Raw genomic sequence first — 19,111 nt, forward strand, 5'->3', positions numbered from 1 at the left:
TTTATTGCTCCAACTGTCGAATACGGTTTGCGACAAAATCGCGTGAATGACTAGAAAGCTGTCCCATCAGTTCCGCTTGGCGATAGGCGGCTAACGCCTCGTTGTAATGAGTTAACTTGTCGTTGGCAATGGCATAACCCATCCACCAGCGCGCGCGGCTCGGCTCATGCTTCACCAGTTTTTGATAAGCACTTAAGGCCAGATCTTGTTTGTTCAGGTTTTGCGCTAGGCCGGCTAACATGGCGTAGTAATCTACATTGCCACTCACCTCAGGTTCGGCACTCTCTAAATAGTAAATGGCTTGCGGCAGGTTTTCTTGTTGCACAAAGATACGCGCTAACATTACTCTAAATGAACCACGCAATGGGCTAAGTTGAACCCCCTCCTCTAACAAGCTCACAGCAGCACTTGCGTTGCCACGGCCAAACTCTAAGGCGGCTAATTGCTCTCTCACTTCATGTGCTTGATGATCGAGCTGTAAAGCTTTATTAAACTCTAAGCGCGCTTCTACTAATTGATTTTTGTCTAATGCTTGAAAACCGCGCCGAGTGTACAAGGCAACTTGTTGCTCTCGGTTAAGTTTCAGAGGTTTTATTTCCAAGCTCGACTCGTCACTTTCTATTTTCTTAGAAAGCTGAGCTTGACGTTCTACTGTTTCTACAGGTTTGTTAGCTTCAGGTTCACGCTCAACTCTAGCTTCAACGACCTCATCAGAAGCAATAGCATCATTTGGCGTCGTTATCTTTTCTGGCTCAACCTCAACGGTGGGAGTTGGTAGCGTCTGTTCAACGTCTGATTTAGGCTCTGGAGTCGCAACCAACTCCAACTCAGTAGTTATCTCCGGTGGTAAGTCATTAATGCTCAAGGTATCCACTGGTTCTACTATCAGCTCAGCACTGCTTGTAGGCTCGTTTAACTCAACGTCTATCGCAGCAGCTACTGCTTGAAGCTGTTCAGTCTCGGGAGAAATGGAGAGCGAACTGTTGTTCGTTGCTTCCGTCACTACTTCAACGTCACTTTTTAATTCTAAGTTGGTAAAGTAACGAAGCGCCAACCAAGCGGAAATCATTAATGCAATTAACACTAAACCCATAAGGATGTAGGCTCTAGCACTGCGGCCTGACTCTTCCACCAGTGGTGCCATACTTTGCGGGTTAGTTTGCTGACGCTTATCTAAATCTTTCAGCATTTGATTGATGACACTCATCGTAGTGCTCCCCACCAAATAACTAAACCAAGCAAGAAACATGCGGAGAAACCCAACACCAACAACGCGGTTTTAGCTGCTGGTAACGCCGCATCCTCGGTATCTTGTACGGCGGTTTTCACCATATTGACACTAACTTGTTGAGCACCTTGGCCGTAACACAGCATCAATACCTTGTGGGCTAATATATTAATTAAACGCGGTATTCCGCGGCTTGCCCGAGTTAGTAGTTTTAATGACCCTGCAGTAAACAACGGCCCACCACGGTAACCACTTAAATGTAAGCGATGCTGAATGTAACTAGCCACCTCATCCTTTTCTAAGGCGCGTAAACGGTACGAGAATGTGATGCGTTGGCGTAATTGGCGAAGTTGCTGGCTGGCTAAGCGCTCATCTAGCTCTGGTTGGCCAAACAGGACTACGTGTAATAATTTACGTTGTTCTGTTTCTAAATTTCCAAGCAGCCGAATCACTTCTAATGCTTCGTCACTTAAGGCCTGAGCTTCATCAATCAATAATACAACTGGTCGCTGTTGACTGGCTAATTCAATTAAGCAGTGATGAATCTGTTCCAATAAACTGTGCGAAGAGGCGCTTGGGTCGACCTTCAAGCCCAATTCGTTGGCTAATGCGGCATGGATTTGTTCAGCTGATAAACAAGGATTAGGCAAGTAAGCAAACTGGTACTCATCGCTCATTTCATTAAGCAGTTTGCGACAAAGCAACGTTTTACCGGTACCCACTTCGCCACTGACTTTAATAAAACCTTCGCCAGATTTAAGCGCAGTTTGCAGTACCTGTATCGCCTCGTCATGAGGTAATAAAGCCTGATACAAACCCGTGTTCGGCGTTAAACCAAACGGTGCTTGCGAAAGTCCAAAATGTTCCAGATATACTGCCACTTATGCCGCCTAGTTTTCTTCTGGATACCAAGTGTTCAGCAAATCCTGAGACTTCTGTAGCTCAATTTGCCAAGTATCTTCGGTCACCACTGTAGGCTGAATCAAAATTACTAATTCGGTTTTTTTGCTCGATATCGCTCTGTTGGTAAACAACTCGCCCAAGCCAGGAATAGAGCCAATAAACGGCACTTTAGAAATAATCTCTTCCTGTTTGGAGCTCATCAAGCCACCAATCACTACCACATCGCCAGAGTTCGCTTTAATAACCGTATCGGTTTCACGAATATCACTTTGGGCTAAGGGCAAATCGAGTTGCTCGCTAGAGCTACCAAAGCTAATCACTTTGCGTTGCTCTTTAACTTCTGTCACCGAGGGATGAACGTGCAGCAGCACTTGCCCGTTATCGTCAATTTGTGGAGTAACATCTAAAGCAACACCCGAGAAAAATGGTGTTAACTCTACGCTGGGGTTGGTCACTGGGTTGGTGCCCGAGATAGTAGTATTTGATACGTCAGTAACAAAGTACTCGTCGGTACCCACTTTAATAACAGCTTTTTGGTTATTTGACGCCGTAATGCGCGGGCTAGACAGTACGTTCACATCACCTTGAGTTTGCAACAAACTCACCACAGCTTGAAAGTTGCCATCGGTAACGGTTAATGCGCCACCGCCCCCTAATATTGCACTAATCGCATCACCAGGAATTTGCGAGGTATTGTTAAACAATACTTCTGTTGAGCCAATCACATCACCGGCGTTGGTCCAATCAATACCTTGTTGGTAACCATCACTTAAGGTGACTTCAATGATCTTGGCTTCTAAAATCACTTGACGCTGCAAGTTTCTTTCAGACTTAGCCAAAAAGGTTTTAATGGTACGAATTTCATCTGGAAAAGCGCGCACCGTAACCAAACCAGCTTGTGGGCTAACAACTACCATGCGGCCGTCATTGGCGTAAGAGGTATCGTTGCCACGATCTCGACGCATACTAATGCCAATCATGCCGCGTAAGGTTTCTTCAAGCTCATACCAAAAACGTGTTTCAGTCGCAGACTCAATTTTAGTGCCGTTAAAACTGTCACTCCGATTAGAATTACGGCTGCTGTTATTGTTGTTACTGGAGTTATTACTAGATGAATTGTTATTCGACGAGTTATTCGAAGAATTATTGCTCGAGCTATTATTATCGCTATCGCCACCAGTGATACCCCCCGAATTAATGCGGGTACGGGTATAGCCATAACGCTCTAACATTAAGTAGTTAAGTGGAATAGTTTCAATACGCATTCCCGCAGGGTAAACATGTAATATTTTACCGCTACGTTTAACGTCGTAACCATACATGTCAGACACCACATCAATGGCTTCTTTTAAGGTCACTTCTTTGAGTTTTAAGGTAATTTTACCCTCTACGCCCGGATGCATCGCCACGCTAAGAGGCGAGCCTTTAATCAAAGCAGGGAAGAAGGTTTTTGCGTCTACATTACGCGCATTTACGTCAAAGCGATGCTCAACCTGAAGCAAGTCTCCTTGCTGCAAGCCAAGTTCTGGCATTAGCTCTGCTTGCACTTCTGCGGGTAATTCTGGCGCTTTTATCGTAGACGGCACTGGTTTTTGCGCTTCAGAGATAGCTTGCTTAGCTTCTACAGGATCAGGCCTAGAGGTGGACTGGCAAGCACTTACCAATACAACGACACAGCCTATAAAAATCCGTTTGATATACATGTATTACTGCCCCTGCCCAGTGACGCGTTTCACTGACACCTTGTCTAATTGAATTCGATACTGCTTATTTGCTCGTGTTAACACTACGTAATCTTGATGCACACGGCTCAAGGTGTAACCTGATATTGATTGTTTTACGCCCACAAAGCGCTGATTAAGAATCGCCCCTGGCTCTTTCCCACCAACAATAATCGCTTGGATACTGGGTAAAGATACCTGCTTGGCGGCACTACTCGTGCTACTGCGACTATTAGGTGGCGCTGTAGGATCACTTAGCGGCGTAGCCAACACACTGCTGGTAAGCACTCCACATGAGAGCATTAACGCTAAAAAATACTTAGCCACTAATAAAATCCTTATTGGTGCTTAAGGTATAAATATCGATAGTAATATCGGCCCTTGGGTACTCAAGCACTTGGTAATCGATAAGTTGCCACAGGAATCGCTGCGGTAACTCTTCAACTACCTGCAAATACTTAACTAAAGGAAAATAGCCACCATTAAGTTTTAATCGAATACCGTGGCGATAAAAATTAAGGCTGTCGGCGCTGCTTTCTGCACTACTTAAAATCGCTTCAGGCGCTAAAGAATCCATAGAAACCAGCATCAAACCGTCACTTTTTTGCAGCAATTTCTCCAGTACTTCGGTCATCTGCTCAACGGGAATCAATCCCGCCTGCTGTAGCTCTAGTTTCTTATCTACTTGCTCTAGCTGAGCGTGTAACTGTAACAACTCAGCTTTAATGTCTTTATTAGGATCTTCGCGCAGTTTCATTTTACTGAATTCAATTAAATCGGCATTTTCAGCGTATTTACGCGTTGCTTCTGCCAACTCTGTTTCGGCTTTATTTTGCTTAATACTGGCGGGTTCTATCCACAAGTAATAACTCGGTAATATAATAACCAATAAGCCGGTAACAAGAATCAATAGGCGTTCTCGTAAACTAAGACCTGCGAAGGTAGCTTGCCACTGTTGCCACTGCTCACTCATTTGAGGCTCCTAATATGCTTTCGCTCTTAGTTGAACCACTTAAACTAAAGTGCAGTTGCTGGTCTTCATCTCTAAATATCTTCAAGCCAGCGAACTGTTGCTGCGACAAATCGGGGTAGGCCTTAAACTGCTTAAGCCATTTGGGCACCGCATCACTGCTGGTTGATTGCCCCGCTAAGGCCATACGACCACGCTGAATATTTATTTCAGTCAGCCATATTTGGCTATCTTCAATAGACGCCAAAGCATTAAGTGATGAAGAAAAGCCGCTGTTCGCATAACCATGTCCTTTAAGGCGCTGGTCTAACAATTGTTTCAATTTTAGCTCTTGTTGCACCAGGCTAACTTTACGCTGCAATCTTGGGTCTAAAGCGCGCTGCTCGATAGCGGCTTTTAGTTTATTAAGCTGTTGTTCTTGTTGATTAAGTAATTGGCGTTGAGCACTCGAGCTTACAACAGCGGCATTGGTTTGCTGTTGCTGCCAAAATCCCCATACCAATGCTAACACGCCAACAATTACCCAAGATATCACCGCTTGCCTTAGTGAACCTCGTTCTGGCTTTGGACGAAACTCCTCAACATAAAGGTTAATTCTCGTTTTCACGACAACACCCCTTCTTGTAAAGCAGCCAAGGCTGGCAAGTGATAATAGTACTCACTACTTTCAATCGATGAGAGTTCTAATAAATTAACTTTCGGGGTTAGATTTTGCTGCAACTGACGAGCAATTTCATCACAAAAACGGCTAGGAATCGCCAACTGAATAACGCTAACTTCTGGCAACTTTAGAGTGGCGCTAATGTAGTCTATTGAACGTTGTAGCTCTAAGCTCAAACTATCAAAGAAAGATTGGGTAAATTCAATTTCTTGCATCTGGCCCAACGCAGAAAAGGCACGTAGCTGACGAGTAAAAGATACTTGCCCTTGGCGAACCACAATAAGTTCTAAGTCACCGCCTTTGGGCTGCCATAACAACATTTGGCAACGCTCATTGGCTTCAAGAAAATTAATCGCTGCGAGGCTTTCAATAGTGATGCCTTCAATGGTTAAATCTTGCTGATTCGCCATATTCACCAGCTGCTGAATAATAGGTTTACGAACACACACTACATTGAGCTTTTCACTGGCCATTGGCGCGGCTGGCGCTTCGTAATAATCAACCGCTAAATCCAAGACCTGCTCTGCTACCATGTCTTTAATGGTCCAAGGCACTGCCCCCGCCAACTCTTCATCGGCGACTTTGGGTTTTTCTACCTGAAACTGTTGATAATGCGCATTACCTAGAACAAAAACAATTTGATGGTCGGCACCGAGTTGTGCCTCTTTACATAATGATGCTAACGCTTCTGGCCATTGCTCGATAGAGCTAACCGCCTTCTCAAAGGTTTGCTGTTGGTGATCGGCTAAAACCACAAGATCTGAGCGCAAATAGGCACTGCAACGAGTCTTCGCTGTATTTCTTCGCCAAAACGCTAAACCCATCCCTTTTCCTTTGAGTAATCCATGTAAAATCTACACAAGTAGTCTAAACTTTTCTGTTATTTTTTAAAGCATTGGCCGACAAATATGTGCTAATTCTCAAGATTAACGGCGGTATATCTAGTAACTGTAGATTAGACACTCAAATAACTCATACTTTTCTCACCAAAACGCCACTCTGAGATGATTTAAATGGGTTCTGGCTTGCTAAATAAGAAACCTTGCCCGTAATGCACACCTAAACGCTGCAAAACACGCCATTCTTCGTTGCGCTCTACACCTACAGCAATAACCTCTACGCGGTCAGAACAACTGGCCACTAACGAGCTCACTGCGAGCTGGTTAACTTGTCGAATCTGAATGTCTCGCACTAAACTAGTATGCAACTTCAAGTATTCAAGCTTTAACTCGCTAATGTATTGAGTACTCACTACCCGCTGCCCCGCTCGCTCCACCGCTAATTTAATGCCCTTTTTATTCAGTGCTTTTAAACGTAGCATTTCGGTGTCATTTAACTGCGATAACTGTATCTCGGGAAACTCTAAGACTAGTTTCTGACACTCTTTGTAAGGCACAGAGAAAACCCACTGCAGCAATTCACGCATCACCGACTGCTTTATTACAGTCGCAATATTCAAGTTAACACTGATAGGCTGGCGAGCGTATTTCACGTACTTCATGGCATAAGTTAAGGCATGCTCATCAAAGCTCGCCTGCAAACCGCTTTTCTCCGCCCAAGGTAAAAATACTCCAGCACTTATCACTTCGCCTTGGTAGTCGGTAATTCTGGCTAATAATTCGCGGTAACAAACTCGGCCATCTTCATCAACAACATCCTGCTGATAATAATGTAGCCCTTCATTGCTTAATACATGCTGCAACAGGGTGCGCCAGCGAACCGAACCCTTTCCGGTTTGGGTTGAACTTAATTCGCGAGGTACCACATACCACCCATTGTGGCGCTGCATTTGCGCAACACGCAATGCGTCTTCGGCTTGCTCAATCACTAATTGCGCGCTGTCACCATATTGATAACCAGCAATGCCAATGTAGAAAAAGTCATCCTCGTCCGCCACTTCAGGCAAAGGAATGCGCTCTAGCAGCTTGAGAATGCCCGCCGCTGTATCTTCCGCTTCATCTAAAGTGGAAAGCGGCATTAATAAGGCAAAGGCATCACCACTAAAGCGAGCTAAGTTCACATCTATGTTGCGGCGAGTGTACTGCTTTAATGCATCGGCACTTTGCTGCAAAATAGCATCACCTTCGTTACGGGCGTATTGGTAATTAACATCATCCATGCCCCGCAAGTAAACCAATAGTACCGCGCCGGTGTGTGCGTCGGCATCACCAATTTCCGCTTCTAACTGATTATAGAAATGGGTGCGGTTTGACAACTGAGTCAGCTCATCGACAAAAGCGTGATTACGAATAATACAGTCAAACCGGCTACGTTCTTGGCGTGCTTCAAGTAATTGTGTAATAAGTTGTTCAATGGCTTTACTGGCCGCATTAGGCCATTCCTTGGGACTACCCACTTGGACGTCACGCAATCGCCCCGCCAATATTTGGTTACCGCGCGTTTGCAGTAATTCTGCACCGAACATAATCTTTTTAAGCCAGCGGAACACCGCAATTAAGCTGAGTGCAACAATCAATACGCCGCCACCAATGCCCAACATGGCTTCGGGTTCGTAGGTAAGCTGTTTGAATGGTCGCTCTACCCAAATTTGAATCACAAAATCAGGATGGGCCATTAAGGGATAACGGTAAGACACCAAGCTATTGCTATTTCCGGTATAATTGAGTTCGCGAAAGGTATAAATCACCCCTCCACGGTTAGACACTTCTAATACTTGAATATTATGGGCCCGCAGCCAGTTAGGCAGCCATTGGGCAAACTCGGGTGTTTCGGGTTGAACACTCAACTGGCCATCAATTACCTCAACTACCGAGCGCAACTGGTGCTGCTGTTGGTTAAAGGCAAGTTGTCGGAAGGTTAATGCTCCACCTAGCAATACAAGCAGTACCGCGACTACTACGCAACTAATGGTAAATACAATGATCCGACTAGAGAATTTCATGCAAGGTGTTCCTCACCATCAAGCGCAATGGGCTCTACCATCCTTTGGTTTAGCCATCGCTTGAGTATATCAGTAATTATCGAAATGCTTGGAATCAATACAAAAAAAGACCAGCCTAAGCTGGTCTTTAACTCGACATTTCGAAAGAATTTATGGCCGAAGCATTCTCTCGCCGCGGCTCATGCCACAGACACCACTTCGCACCACTTCCAAAATCTCGGTTGATTGCGCTAAGGTTTTTACACAAGCATCCAGTTTGGCGCTATCGCCACTTAATTGCATGATATACATGCTTGGCGTTACATCAACGATTTGACCGCGGAAAATATCACAAGTTCGCATCACTTCTTCGCGGATTGCTCCAGCCGCACGAACTTTAACCAACATTATCTCACGCTCTACATGCTCAGCTTCGGTTAACTCCGATACTTTAAGCACATCAACCAGCTTGTTTAGCTGCTTGGTGATTTGCTCAATGGTATTTTCATCACCGTAAGTGCAAATGCTCATACGTGAAAGGGTTGGATCTTCAGTGGTAGAAACGGTTAATGAGTCAATATTAAAACCGCGCTGCGAGAACAAGCCAGTAACACGAGACAGAGCACCAGCTTCGTTTTCTAATAAAACTGAAATAATTCGGCGCATTATGTTCTCTCCGTTTTACTTAGCCACATGTCTTTCATCGCTTCGGTTTTTATTTGCATTGGATAAACGTGTTCTTCAGGGTCAACCATGATGTCCATAAACACGACTCGGTCTTTCATAGAGAAGGCTTTTTCCATGGCAGCATCTAGCTCATCAGGGTGATTCACTTGCATACCTACGTGGCCATAAGCTTCAGCAAGTTTGACAAAGTCTGGCACTGAATCCATGTAAGAATGAGATTGGCGACCATCGTAGAACATTTTCTGCCACTGCTTAACCATGCCTAGCGAGCGATTGTTTAAAGAAACAATTACCACCGGTACGTTGTATTGCAAGCAAGTCGACAACTCTTGAATGTTCATTTGAATAGAACCATCACCAGTTACACAGGCAACCGTAGCATCGGGGAAAGCAAACTTAACCCCCATAGCCGCTGGGAAACCAAAGCCCATGGTGCCTAAGCCACCAGAGTTAATCCAACGGCGAGGCTTATCAAAAGGATAATACAGGGCGGCGAACATTTGGTGCTGACCAACATCAGAGGTGACATAAGCATCACCTTTGGTCACGCGGTACATTGATTCAATCACCTGCTGAGGTTTAATCAAGGTATCGCTTTTTGCATAATCTAAACACTTGCGGCTGCGCCATTCGTCTACCTGAGCCCACCACGCTTTCAAGCTGTCGGCTTCGTTTTTAATGCCTGTTTCTTCAATACATTCCAGCATTTGCTCAATCACTGAATCAACAGAGCCAACGATAGGAATATCGGCACGAATGGTTTTTGATATAGAGGTTGGGTCAATATCAATGTGCAAGATAGTCGCGTTAGGACAGAACTTTTTCACGTTGTTCGTGACGCGGTCATCAAAGCGCGCACCCACCGCAAAAATCACGTCGGCATTATGCATCGACATGTTGGCTTCATAGGTGCCGTGCATACCCAGCATGCCCACAAAACGAGGGTCGGTGGAGGCAAATGCCCCTAAACCCATCAGGGTTGAGGTAACTGGCATATTAAACAAATCAACCAGCTTGCTAATTTGCTCGCCAGCTTCAGCCATAATTGCGCCGCCACCAATGTAGAGCACTGGGCGTTCGGCAGCAGCTAAGGCTTTAACTGCCTTTTTAATCTGACCTTTATGACCGGTTAACGTAGGGTTATACGACCGCATGTTAACCGATTTTGGATATTCGTAAGGGAACTTAAGCAGCGGATTCTGCACGTCCTTTGGTAAATCAATAACAACCGGACCCGGACGCCCTGTAGAGGCAATGTAATAAGCCTTTTTAATCGCGGCAGGGATCTCTTCGGCTTTTTTTACTAAAAAGCTGTGTTTAACCACTGGGCGAGAAACACCGATCATATCGGTTTCTTGGAAGGCATCTTGGCCTATCAAGCCAGTAGGCACTTGGCCGGATAACACCACCAAAGGGATTGAATCCATATAGGCGGTAGCGATACCGGTGATCGTGTTTGTAGCACCGGGACCAGAGGTCACCAATACAGTTCCTACTTCGCCAGTTGCGCGCGCATAGCCGTCGGCCATATGTACAGCGGCTTGCTCATGTCTAACCAAAACATGCTCAATATCACTGCTGTCAAATAGCGCATCGTAGACATCTAATACTGAGCCGCCAGGGTAACCAAAAATATGTTTAACACCCTGGTCCTGCAAACAGCGGATGACCATTTCGGCGCCGGATAACTTCTCCATGTTCAAGCCTCCAGGCTTTATTTATTTTAATTGTTGGGGATAACTCTTGTTATGTTGCGGGAAATTGGACTTATAATCCTGTCTTCCAAGGCTAGCACTTTAACGTTTCTTGCCCCCTAGCGTCTACGCTTTTGTCTAGTCTTTCTGCTCTTTTAAGCAGCTCATCCTATAAAAAATCTCAAGCAGGATAGAGCTTCAACAGACTATTCCCCCAAACAAACAATAAAAAACCGGATGATAAATAGATATCACCCGGTCACTTAGCGCTACACACAAGCATCATTATCACTTAATAGAATCATGCTCTTCTGTTAGCCAAATCTGTTGTTCGGGATCGGCATCTTCACTTAGCGAGATGCTTACTCCCATATCGTATAATTCTTGTAAAGTCATGTTATTGGCTAAGTCCATGACCTGGCCGTCTTCATTAGTAAAACGCATACTCACTCCTTGTAGGCTCATCCCGACACTTTAACTTTAGTCAAAGATTCAGCGCTTGGGGCTCGGTCACTCATGATATTCGCCATGAGCAACTGGCTAGCCGCAGGGTAGCTCACTTGCTGCCACATATCTTTTGCCATTGCTTCAAGGTTTTGCCACTGGTCATTCTTGATATAAGTCGCCAGCAACTCGGCAACATTGGGGTAATAAACCGGCTCAGCTTGATCCATCTGTAACCATGAATCCAACTGATAAGGTTCTAAGCTCTCAGCCACATGGGCTAAACCTAAGCTTTGCAGGGTATAGGCATTGGTCACTTGCTCAAATTGGCCAAACAGCGGTTTAACTAGCAATTTTTTGCCTGCCGCCATTGCTTCTGAAGGTAACTCAAAACCGGCATTACAAAACACCCCGGCACATGCGCGAAGATTGTCTAAAAACTCATTGCGACTTATTGGCTGTAGCTGAATATTTCCATCCGATACTGGATGCTTTATCTCAGGATGAAAACACACAAATTGATGGCCCGTAAATCGCTTCAACAAGGGCAAAATTTGATGCAAAGACTCAAACGGCAAATACACTAAAACCTTTCCGTTATTGCTTATGTTTTCTAACGTTTCCACCAGTGGCGGCACAATGGTCTGCTTAAAATCGGCCCAATGCACACCCAGATTGTATTTGCAGGGCGCAAAGTTGCGTACTAAACGACGATTCCAAAAGCCCATTTCTTTAGTAGGAATATCATGCAAGAACGCAGCTTGGTGAGAAATAGAAAGGCTATCTACACCTCGTTGCTTAGCAGCCCATGCACTTACTGGTTCAAAATCGTTAATCAATAGATCGTAAGATGACAAATCGAGCGCTTTCACATCTTGGGCAAACTGCCTTAATGACAAATCGTGAAACGTCGCCCATTTGTTCACACGCCCACCTTTATGGTGAAAACTCACTCCCTTCACCTTGCGATAGCGGCCAAACTCAGGAACATCTGGCATTTCACCTTCGCGACCAGACATAAGTACATCAACCTGTATACCTTGTTGCTTTAAGGCCGAGCAAAGCAAACGCGCACGAGTAATATGACCATTACCTGTACCTTGAACACCATAAAGAATTCGCATTTTTCTTAACCTAATTGATGCTGTAAACGATAAACAAACCTAAACTTGCTCCGGCGATAACATCACTAATGAAATGCACACCAAGCAATACTCGCGAGCAAGCCACTAAACTTGCCCAGGTAAATGCAATGCCAGACCAGCTGGGAAAAATTTGGGCGATACTTCCGGCCATGACAAAGGCGCCAGCACTGTGTCCTGATGGAAAGCTAAAGCGATCGGAAGGGCAGATAAATACCGGTAGTGACTTGGGGCGGTCTCGGCGAAATACTTGCTTAAGCACCAAGTAGCACATCAGCTCAATAACAAAGGCAGGTAAAGCAAGGCTCAAAAATGGGCCGGCAAATGGAGTGAATGCGATAATCCCGCCAAATAAGGCGTAGTAATAACCATCGCCGGAATGAGAGACCACCCGCGCTGCCTTAGCCACTTGCGCATTAAAGCGGTGGCCTAAACATGTGGCGGATATTGCATAATCCCACTGGCTCAATCGTTGTAACATACCAAGCTCCTTTCTGTGCTTTTCCACAGACTGGATAATTTGCTTTACCGCTAAATGAAGGTTACTTGACAAAACCATGACAACGTTCAGCTTAGTGATAACTTACACACTGAGAAGAACCTTACGAAGTAGGTGGATTAAGGGGGCTTGAAGGACTAATGACTAATGACAGTATTTTTCCATCAATGTTGAAACAAGGCTTCTCCCTGAACAACTTGTTTGGCGATATTGTCATCTAACAACGCGTAAACACTCATAGTGTGGGCTAATTGATCCGCAGAAATACCTCGCCAAGCACGTAATGGCGAATAAGGAGCACTAAATATTGGCTGCATAGCTGCCACCACCTGCTCAGAAAAACGCGGTTGTTTTCGCTTCCCAAGCAAAGGCCCCGGTCGAAACGCGATAAAACGTTGGAAACCTAGCTGAGCCAGTTGGTTTTCAAGTTCGCCCTTCAGCCGCAAATAATGTGACAGTGAATGTGCATTTGCTAGATACGAAGAGATAAGCAAACAATCGTTAACACCATTGCCTTTGGCCAATGTCGCAAATGCTAGCGGTAGCTCCAAATCAATCTTACGCATCGCCGCTTTGCTACCTGCTTGGCTAAGTGTGGTGCCTAAACAAATGAACAAGCTATCGCCTTCAATGTCTGCTTGCCACTGTGGCATATCAGCAAAATCGACCACGTGCTCACGCAGTTTGTCATCAGACACATTTAAGCTAGAGCGAACAAATACCACTACCTTGTGCCACTGATCATTAGCCAGAAGTTGCGTCACTAATTGCTGCCCCACCAAACCTGTAGCGCCAATCACAATTGCTGTTTTTGTCACGCTTATTACTCCTATTAATTTGTCGTTGAGTCACTGGCTCTATTTTTACTTAGCCGTTAAGATGTCAGCTTGCTAAAATAGCCGATATATTGTGCGCCTCGCATTCAATAACTAATAATAAACCTAATCACTATAACGTGCAGTTAGGCAAACACAGATAACATAGACAAGGATTAATGAATGTCTGACCTAGTCAAAATTTTTGATACCACCCTTCGTGACGGTGAACAAGCCTTAGCAGCCAGCTTAACGGTTAAAGAAAAGCTGCAAATTGCATTCGCCTTAGAACGTTTAGGCGTAGACATTATGGAAGTTGGCTTTCCAATTTCTTCTCCTGGCGATTTTGACTCAGTACAAACCATTGCTCGAGAGATTAAAAACTCCACTGTCTGTGCATTATCTCGCGCATTACCAAAAGACATTGATGTAGCCGCCGAGGCACTAAAAGTTGCTGAAGCCTTCCGTATTCATACCTTTATCTCTACATCAACCGTGCACGTAGAAAGCAAACTTAAACGTAGCTTTGACGACGTATTGGATATGGCAGTAAAGGCAGTAAAACACGCGCGTAACTATACCAACGACGTTGAATTTTCTTGTGAAGATGCCGGACGCACCCCTATTGATAATCTTTGCCGCATGGTTGAAGCCGCGATTAAAGCCGGCGCTACCACGGTAAATATTCCAGATACCGTTGGTTACACACTTCCTAGCGAGTTTGGTGGCATTATTAGCAACCTATTTAATCGAGTACCTAATATCGATCAAGCCGTTATATCGGTTCACTGTCACGATGATTTGGGTTTATCGGTAGCTAACTCTATTGCAGCTGTGCAGCAAGGTGCTCGCCAAATAGAATGTACCTTAAACGGGATTGGTGAACGTGCAGGCAACTGCTCACTCGAAGAAGTGGCCATGATCATCAATACTCGTAAAGATCAGCTCGGCGGTTTAACCAGCAATATTAAGTCTCAAGAAATTTACCGCGCGAGTCAGTTAGTCAGTCATTTGTGCAACATGCCAGTACAAGCTAATAAGGCCATCGTTGGCAGCAACGCCTTTTCACACTCTTCAGGCATTCACCAAGATGGCATGTTGAAGAATGAAAATACTTACGAAATCATGACACCCGAGAGCATTGGTTTAAACAAAAACAGCTTAAACCTTACCTCTCGCTCTGGTCGCCACGTAATCAAACACCGCATGCAGGAGTTAGGCTACAGCGAAGACGATTACGACTTAAATGAGTTATACGAGAGCTTTTTAGCACTCGCAGATCGTAAAGGCCAAGTCTTTGATTATGACTTAGAAGCCTTAGTATTCTTTAATAACTTACAAGATGAATCAGAGCATTATCGTTTAGAGTACTTAAGTGCTCAAAGTGGTTCTGATGTGGTTTCAACCGCCACCGTTAAGCTTATCGCCGGTGAAGAGACAATTCTCGAAGCCTCTACCGGGAATGGTCCAATCGATGCAGCCTACCGTTGCCTACGTAAAATAACTGGCTACGACATTAAGATTGACGACTACACCATTGAAGCCGCTGGCGGTGGCACAAGCGCTGCGCAAAAATCAGATATTAAAGATGCACTTGGTAAAGCTGATATTGTGGCAAACTACCAAGGCCGTAAATATCACGGCATGGGCCTAGCTACCGACATTGTTGAAGCTTCGGCTAAAGCCTTTGTCCACGTATTGAATCATATTCATCGTGCGGAACAGGTCGCCAAACAGAAACAATCTAAACTAGGCTAATAGTATTAAATCAGCCGGAGTAACAATGAAAAAAGGATTAATTCACTTACTCATTATCTCCGGCTTGATCAGTGCATTTTCTCAAGCAGAACAGCTGAGCTTTGATAGAAATGCAGGCAATTACAACTACCTCTGGAACGATCAACAAGGTAAGCAACAACAAATAGGCTTTAGCTTACTCAACTATCCACACCACCTCACAAAGTTTACTCAGTATCGCCCTCAACATGCTCAGCAATACGTGCTCTCTCAGCTAAAAAGCAGCCTAAGTAACATAGACCCTAAACAAGCACGAGTAACCTTTAATACTCAAAACGACCAACTCTCTTATCAGCTGCAGGGCAATGACCAAGCACTGTTAAAAGAAATAAATACTCAACTACACCAAGACATTGAGCAGCATTACCAAGACTATTTAAACCAACAATACTTTGTAGAACAACGTACCGTGGATGGTTCAATAGGAATTATGCCAGACCATAACCGTTTGGCTAAAGAGAGCGCCGAATATCTCACAAGTTGGTTAAACAGCAGCTTAAATGCTCTAGGGGACAAGGAAAGTAGCCCTAGGGAGGTCACTAATTATTTACTGGGGTTTGTACAATCTATTCCTTACAACCAACTACGTTCTAAAGACAATCTACGTGGCGCTGGTTACCTCACCCCAATTCAAGTTATTCGTAATAATGTAGGCGACTGCGATAGTAAATCAACGTTGATTGCTAGCGCCCTGAAAACAGCTTTTCCAAGGCTAGATATCGCCATTATTTATGTGCCAAATCATGCTTTGATTGCTTTGGCCATTCCAGTAAGAGCTAGTGATGAAACGGTGGAGATAAGAGGTAAGAAGTTTGTACTTGCTGAACCCACTGGGCCAGCGTTGTTTCAATTAGGGAAAGTAGCAAAAAGCAGTTCCCAGTACATCCATTCCGGACTTTATACCTATCAACGAATGGACTGGGAACCCCCAAAGTTTAAGAGAGTGAAGTAAATTCAACAGCGTAATCAATATCGCCTTCAGCTATACAACGTACCACTTTGCCCTTAGCACTAAAAGGTGCAACACCTTGACCACTTAAGGCGACTTCAACGTCATCGCCTAAGGCCAGTTTTACATCTTTTAAACTAATCCCCATGCCAGTAGCACTTAAGTCTTTACACAAACCCGAATAGCTTTGCTGGCCAACCCAGATACGTAACTCTGCATCAATTAGCATACGGTGAAATGCGCGCTTGTTCTCGTCTCCAATCATCTTTTACCTTCTATAGTTTTTCTTCTGCAAACGAGGCTAAACGGCTCCTCACTACGCCATTTAAGTAAACATTTGCACTTCCTTCAAAATCTTTAAAGCGCTCAACAATGTAAGTTAGCCCTGAGGTCACTGCCGACAAGTAATTGCTGTCAATTTGCGCTAAGTTACCACAGCATACCAATTTGGTTCCTTCACCGCAGCGAGTAATAATGGTTTTGAGCTGGGAAGCTGTTAAATTTTGACACTCATCCAAAAAGACAAAGGAATTTTGAATACTCCGTCCACGCATAAAGTTAACGGATTTGAACTGGATGTTGGCCTTTTCCATAATGTAATTCATTGAGCCTGACATCGATTCATCATGTTTGTGCAGCACTTCCAAAGTATCGGTAATCGCTGCCAGCCAAGGGGCCATTTTCTCTTCTTCAGTACCGGGTAAAAAACCAATCGATTCAGCAATTTCAGGGGTATTTCGAGTAACAATAATCTTGTCGTAGATCCCTTTTTCTACCACCATCTCTAAAGCAGCAGCCATTGCCAGCAATGTTTTACCACACCCGGCAGGGCCAGTAAGAATGACCAAATCGATACTTGGATCGAGCAAGGCATCAAACGCCATACCTTGATAGATATTCTTAGGATGAACACCCCAAGCATGTTTGGCCATCAGCCGTTCATAACCTAAGTCTAGTAGCTCGACCTTTTGCTCATCCTTTTTTACAACTCGCGCAGCAAAACTTTCGGTATCATCCACAATGTATTGATTTACATAGCATGGGCCTAGGATCTCAGCATCAATAACATGGTGGGTATCTCGACCTTCAGAGCTACTTTCACAGTCTTTAACACGCCCCCAAAAGCTACCTTCAAACTCTACAAAGCCCTTAGCTAATAGGCGAATATCATCTATCAATTGATCGGTACGATAGTCTTCGACAAGTTCTAGGCCGGCTCCTTTAGCCTTTAAGCGCATATTAATGTCTTTAGTAACAAGAACCACCTTTCGCGGGGCGTGCTTTTCTTGCAAATAGATAGCCGCATTAATAATACGGTTGTCGGGTTCATCAGCAGTAAAGTTTTGCTGATCTTTTTCTAAGGCGTGATCCGCAAAAATGGCGACTTTACCACTAGCTTGATTATCAGCTTCATTTTTGAGATTAATACCATTAACAATTTCTTCTGGAGACGCATCGGCAAAGACATCCTCTAGAGAGCGAATAGCTACTCGAGCATCGCGACTTACGTCTTTTTGCCTATCTTTAATTCGGTCTAATTCTTCGAGTACCGTCATCGGAATGACAACATCGTGTTCTTGAAATGAGTAAATAGCGAGGGGTTCGTGCAGCAGCACATTAGTATCGAGAATGAACAGTTTACTTGGAGCGTTATTTTCCATATTTGCCCTCCATAGGCCAACAGGCGATGTGAGAAGTATTGCAAACGTTCATCCTCAGGCTAAATCATCCTGATCGGCATTACAAATTAATAGTAATCAACTTAAACCAACTGCTTATAATTTAACCGTTAACTATCCGATCAACTTTATGCCAATAAGGAGTGTCATCATTGCTCGATTCTCGTAATTCTATTTCTACCTCACCGTGGCTAGCCCGTTTTGTTTCTTTGGGTATTTGGTTTTTTGGGAAGGCATACTCCCTAGCCAGTTCTTTCTGAAATAACTCATTTTCGACATCACCAGTCATTATTACCAAGTATTTTGCATCACCCAGCATTTTTAAAGTGAACCAACCAGCAGCGTAATAGGTCAATATTGAGCTCTCTACATTCATTGGGATAGTAAATGCCTTAACTGCTTGGTGGTTTTTATCCAAAGCGATAAATACCGGTAAGAAATATTTTGTGCCTGTAAGGCCATCTCCAGATATGAATGACTTAACTTTTATATATTTGCCTTTAGAGCTAGGAAGTTCATAAGCTTTAAAAAAACTTCGATTACCAGCAAATTCTTTCACATCAAGCGCAGAACCAAACTCTATGGAATGTTCACCCAATTTCAGTAACTCAAAATCCATATCATCGTAAGTGGCGCAGCAAATAGAAGCATCCACTAACTCAAGCTTTCGAGACTCTTCTGTCGACGCACACCCTGTAAGAAGTAAGCCAACGGTAATCAGCAAAAATATTCGAATTAACATAGAGTTCCTTTCCATCTAATATCAAAAATAGCAGTTTGTACATCTTAGCATTTTCTTAAAGTAGCATATTCATGCTTCCAAAATAACAGTTCAGCTTTGTATATTTATCAGCAAAATACTTAAGATAAATAGCTCGTAAACTAGTCAGGTTAACCGGTCATATGGAAGCGGGTTAAACATGAAACTGCCTATAGTGTTGGTGGGGATGTTGTTTGTATGGCTCGATAAATCGCAGGCAATAAAAAAGCCCGCTCATTGAGCGGGCTTAGTAATTGGCGCCTGGCGGTGACCTACTTTCA

Annotated in this window: 19 protein-coding genes; 2 read left to right on the plus strand and 17 right to left on the minus strand. The window is 44.2% G+C overall.

Annotation, left to right across the window (positions count from 1 at the left end; all coding sequences use genetic code 11):
* Nucleotide 1: 1 nt before the first annotated feature.
* The 14 genes from Q4592_RS13715 to Q4592_RS13780 all read right to left on the minus strand — a co-directional run bounded on the left by Q4592_RS13715 (nt 2) and on the right by Q4592_RS13780 (nt 13,648).
* Nucleotides 2-1,207, minus strand: a complete 1,206-nt coding sequence (locus Q4592_RS13715) for a lipopolysaccharide assembly protein LapB (protein WP_303514008.1) — start codon at nt 1,205-1,207, stop codon at nt 2-4.
* A complete protein-coding gene (locus tag Q4592_RS13720) occupies nt 1,204-2,109 on the minus strand; it encodes an ExeA family protein (protein ID WP_137673622.1) in 906 nt (301 codons plus the stop codon). The genes Q4592_RS13715 and Q4592_RS13720 overlap by 4 nt, the downstream gene beginning before the upstream one ends.
* A 9-nt stretch (nt 2,110-2,118) precedes the next feature.
* A complete protein-coding gene (mshL, locus tag Q4592_RS13725; RefSeq protein WP_303514011.1) occupies nt 2,119-3,834 on the minus strand; it encodes a pilus (MSHA type) biogenesis protein MshL in 1,716 nt (571 codons plus the stop codon).
* 3 nt (nt 3,835-3,837) lie between these two features.
* Nucleotides 3,838-4,179, minus strand: a complete 342-nt coding sequence (locus Q4592_RS13730) for a hypothetical protein (protein ID WP_137673620.1) — start codon at nt 4,177-4,179, stop codon at nt 3,838-3,840.
* Entirely contained in the window at nt 4,172-4,825 is a 654-nt protein-coding gene (gene gspM, locus Q4592_RS13735; RefSeq protein WP_303514012.1) for a type II secretion system protein GspM, read from the minus strand. Before gspM ends, Q4592_RS13730 begins: the two co-directional genes overlap by 8 nt.
* A complete protein-coding gene (locus tag Q4592_RS13740) occupies nt 4,818-5,429 on the minus strand; it encodes a PilN domain-containing protein (RefSeq protein ID WP_303514014.1) in 612 nt (203 codons plus the stop codon). The genes gspM and Q4592_RS13740 overlap by 8 nt, the downstream gene beginning before the upstream one ends.
* Entirely contained in the window at nt 5,426-6,307 is an 882-nt protein-coding gene (locus Q4592_RS13745; protein WP_303514016.1) for a hypothetical protein, read from the minus strand. The genes Q4592_RS13740 and Q4592_RS13745 overlap by 4 nt, the downstream gene beginning before the upstream one ends.
* Before the next feature lie 185 nt (nt 6,308-6,492).
* Nucleotides 6,493-8,385 carry an EAL domain-containing protein gene (locus tag Q4592_RS13750; RefSeq protein ID WP_303514018.1) on the minus strand — a complete coding sequence of 631 codons (1,893 nt, stop codon included), beginning with the start codon at nt 8,383-8,385 and terminating at the stop codon, nt 6,493-6,495.
* Nucleotides 8,386-8,535: 150 nt separating this feature from the next.
* Nucleotides 8,536-9,030, minus strand: a complete 495-nt coding sequence (ilvN, locus tag Q4592_RS13755; RefSeq protein ID WP_137673615.1) for an acetolactate synthase small subunit — start codon at nt 9,028-9,030, stop codon at nt 8,536-8,538.
* Complete coding sequence (locus Q4592_RS13760; RefSeq protein WP_303514020.1) at nt 9,030-10,748, minus strand: acetolactate synthase 3 large subunit; 1,719 nt, start codon at nt 10,746-10,748, stop codon at nt 9,030-9,032. The genes ilvN and Q4592_RS13760 overlap by 1 nt, the downstream gene beginning before the upstream one ends.
* Nucleotides 10,749-11,033: 285 nt before the next feature.
* Nucleotides 11,034-11,189: a hypothetical protein gene (locus Q4592_RS13765; RefSeq protein WP_174235948.1), complete on the minus strand. Its 156-nt coding sequence runs from the start codon at nt 11,187-11,189 to the stop codon at nt 11,034-11,036.
* Nucleotides 11,190-11,206: 17 nt separating this feature from the next.
* Nucleotides 11,207-12,313, minus strand: coding sequence for an MJ1255/VC2487 family glycosyltransferase (locus Q4592_RS13770; RefSeq protein ID WP_303514023.1), 1,107 nt, complete (start codon nt 12,311-12,313; stop codon nt 11,207-11,209).
* 10 nt (nt 12,314-12,323) lie between these two features.
* A complete protein-coding gene (locus Q4592_RS13775; protein ID WP_303514025.1) occupies nt 12,324-12,812 on the minus strand; it encodes a phosphatase PAP2 family protein in 489 nt (162 codons plus the stop codon).
* Between the two features lie 182 nt (nt 12,813-12,994).
* Entirely contained in the window at nt 12,995-13,648 is a 654-nt protein-coding gene (locus Q4592_RS13780; protein ID WP_303514027.1) for an NAD(P)H-binding protein, read from the minus strand.
* 180 nt (nt 13,649-13,828) lie between these two features.
* Between Q4592_RS13780 and leuA the strand changes: the two genes are divergently transcribed.
* On the plus strand, nt 13,829-15,403 hold the full coding sequence (leuA, locus tag Q4592_RS13785; protein ID WP_303514029.1) for a 2-isopropylmalate synthase: 1,575 nt from the start codon (nt 13,829-13,831) through the stop codon (nt 15,401-15,403).
* Between the two features lie 25 nt (nt 15,404-15,428).
* Complete coding sequence (locus tag Q4592_RS13790; protein WP_303514031.1) at nt 15,429-16,394, plus strand: hypothetical protein; 966 nt, start codon at nt 15,429-15,431, stop codon at nt 16,392-16,394.
* Here the strand turns inward: Q4592_RS13790 and Q4592_RS13795 are convergent.
* The 3 genes from Q4592_RS13795 to Q4592_RS13805 form a co-directional block, all read right to left on the minus strand.
* The gene (locus Q4592_RS13795) at nt 16,378-16,656 is read right to left on the minus strand and encodes a PilZ domain-containing protein (protein WP_137673608.1); all 279 of its coding nucleotides are present in this window, start codon (nt 16,654-16,656) and stop codon (nt 16,378-16,380) included. The two genes, Q4592_RS13790 and Q4592_RS13795, sit on opposite strands and share 17 nt — an antisense overlap.
* A gap of 10 nt (nt 16,657-16,666) precedes the next feature.
* Complete coding sequence (locus Q4592_RS13800; RefSeq protein ID WP_303514033.1) at nt 16,667-18,052, minus strand: PhoH family protein; 1,386 nt, start codon at nt 18,050-18,052, stop codon at nt 16,667-16,669.
* A 121-nt stretch (nt 18,053-18,173) separates the two neighbouring features.
* The gene (locus Q4592_RS13805) at nt 18,174-18,812 is read right to left on the minus strand and encodes a hypothetical protein (protein WP_303514035.1); all 639 of its coding nucleotides are present in this window, start codon (nt 18,810-18,812) and stop codon (nt 18,174-18,176) included.
* Nucleotides 18,813-19,111: the final 299 nt, after the last annotated feature.

The sequence above is a fragment of the Agarivorans sp. 1_MG-2023 genome (genome assembly GCF_030548385.1).
Classification (GTDB): Bacteria; Pseudomonadota; Gammaproteobacteria; order Enterobacterales; family Celerinatantimonadaceae; genus Agarivorans.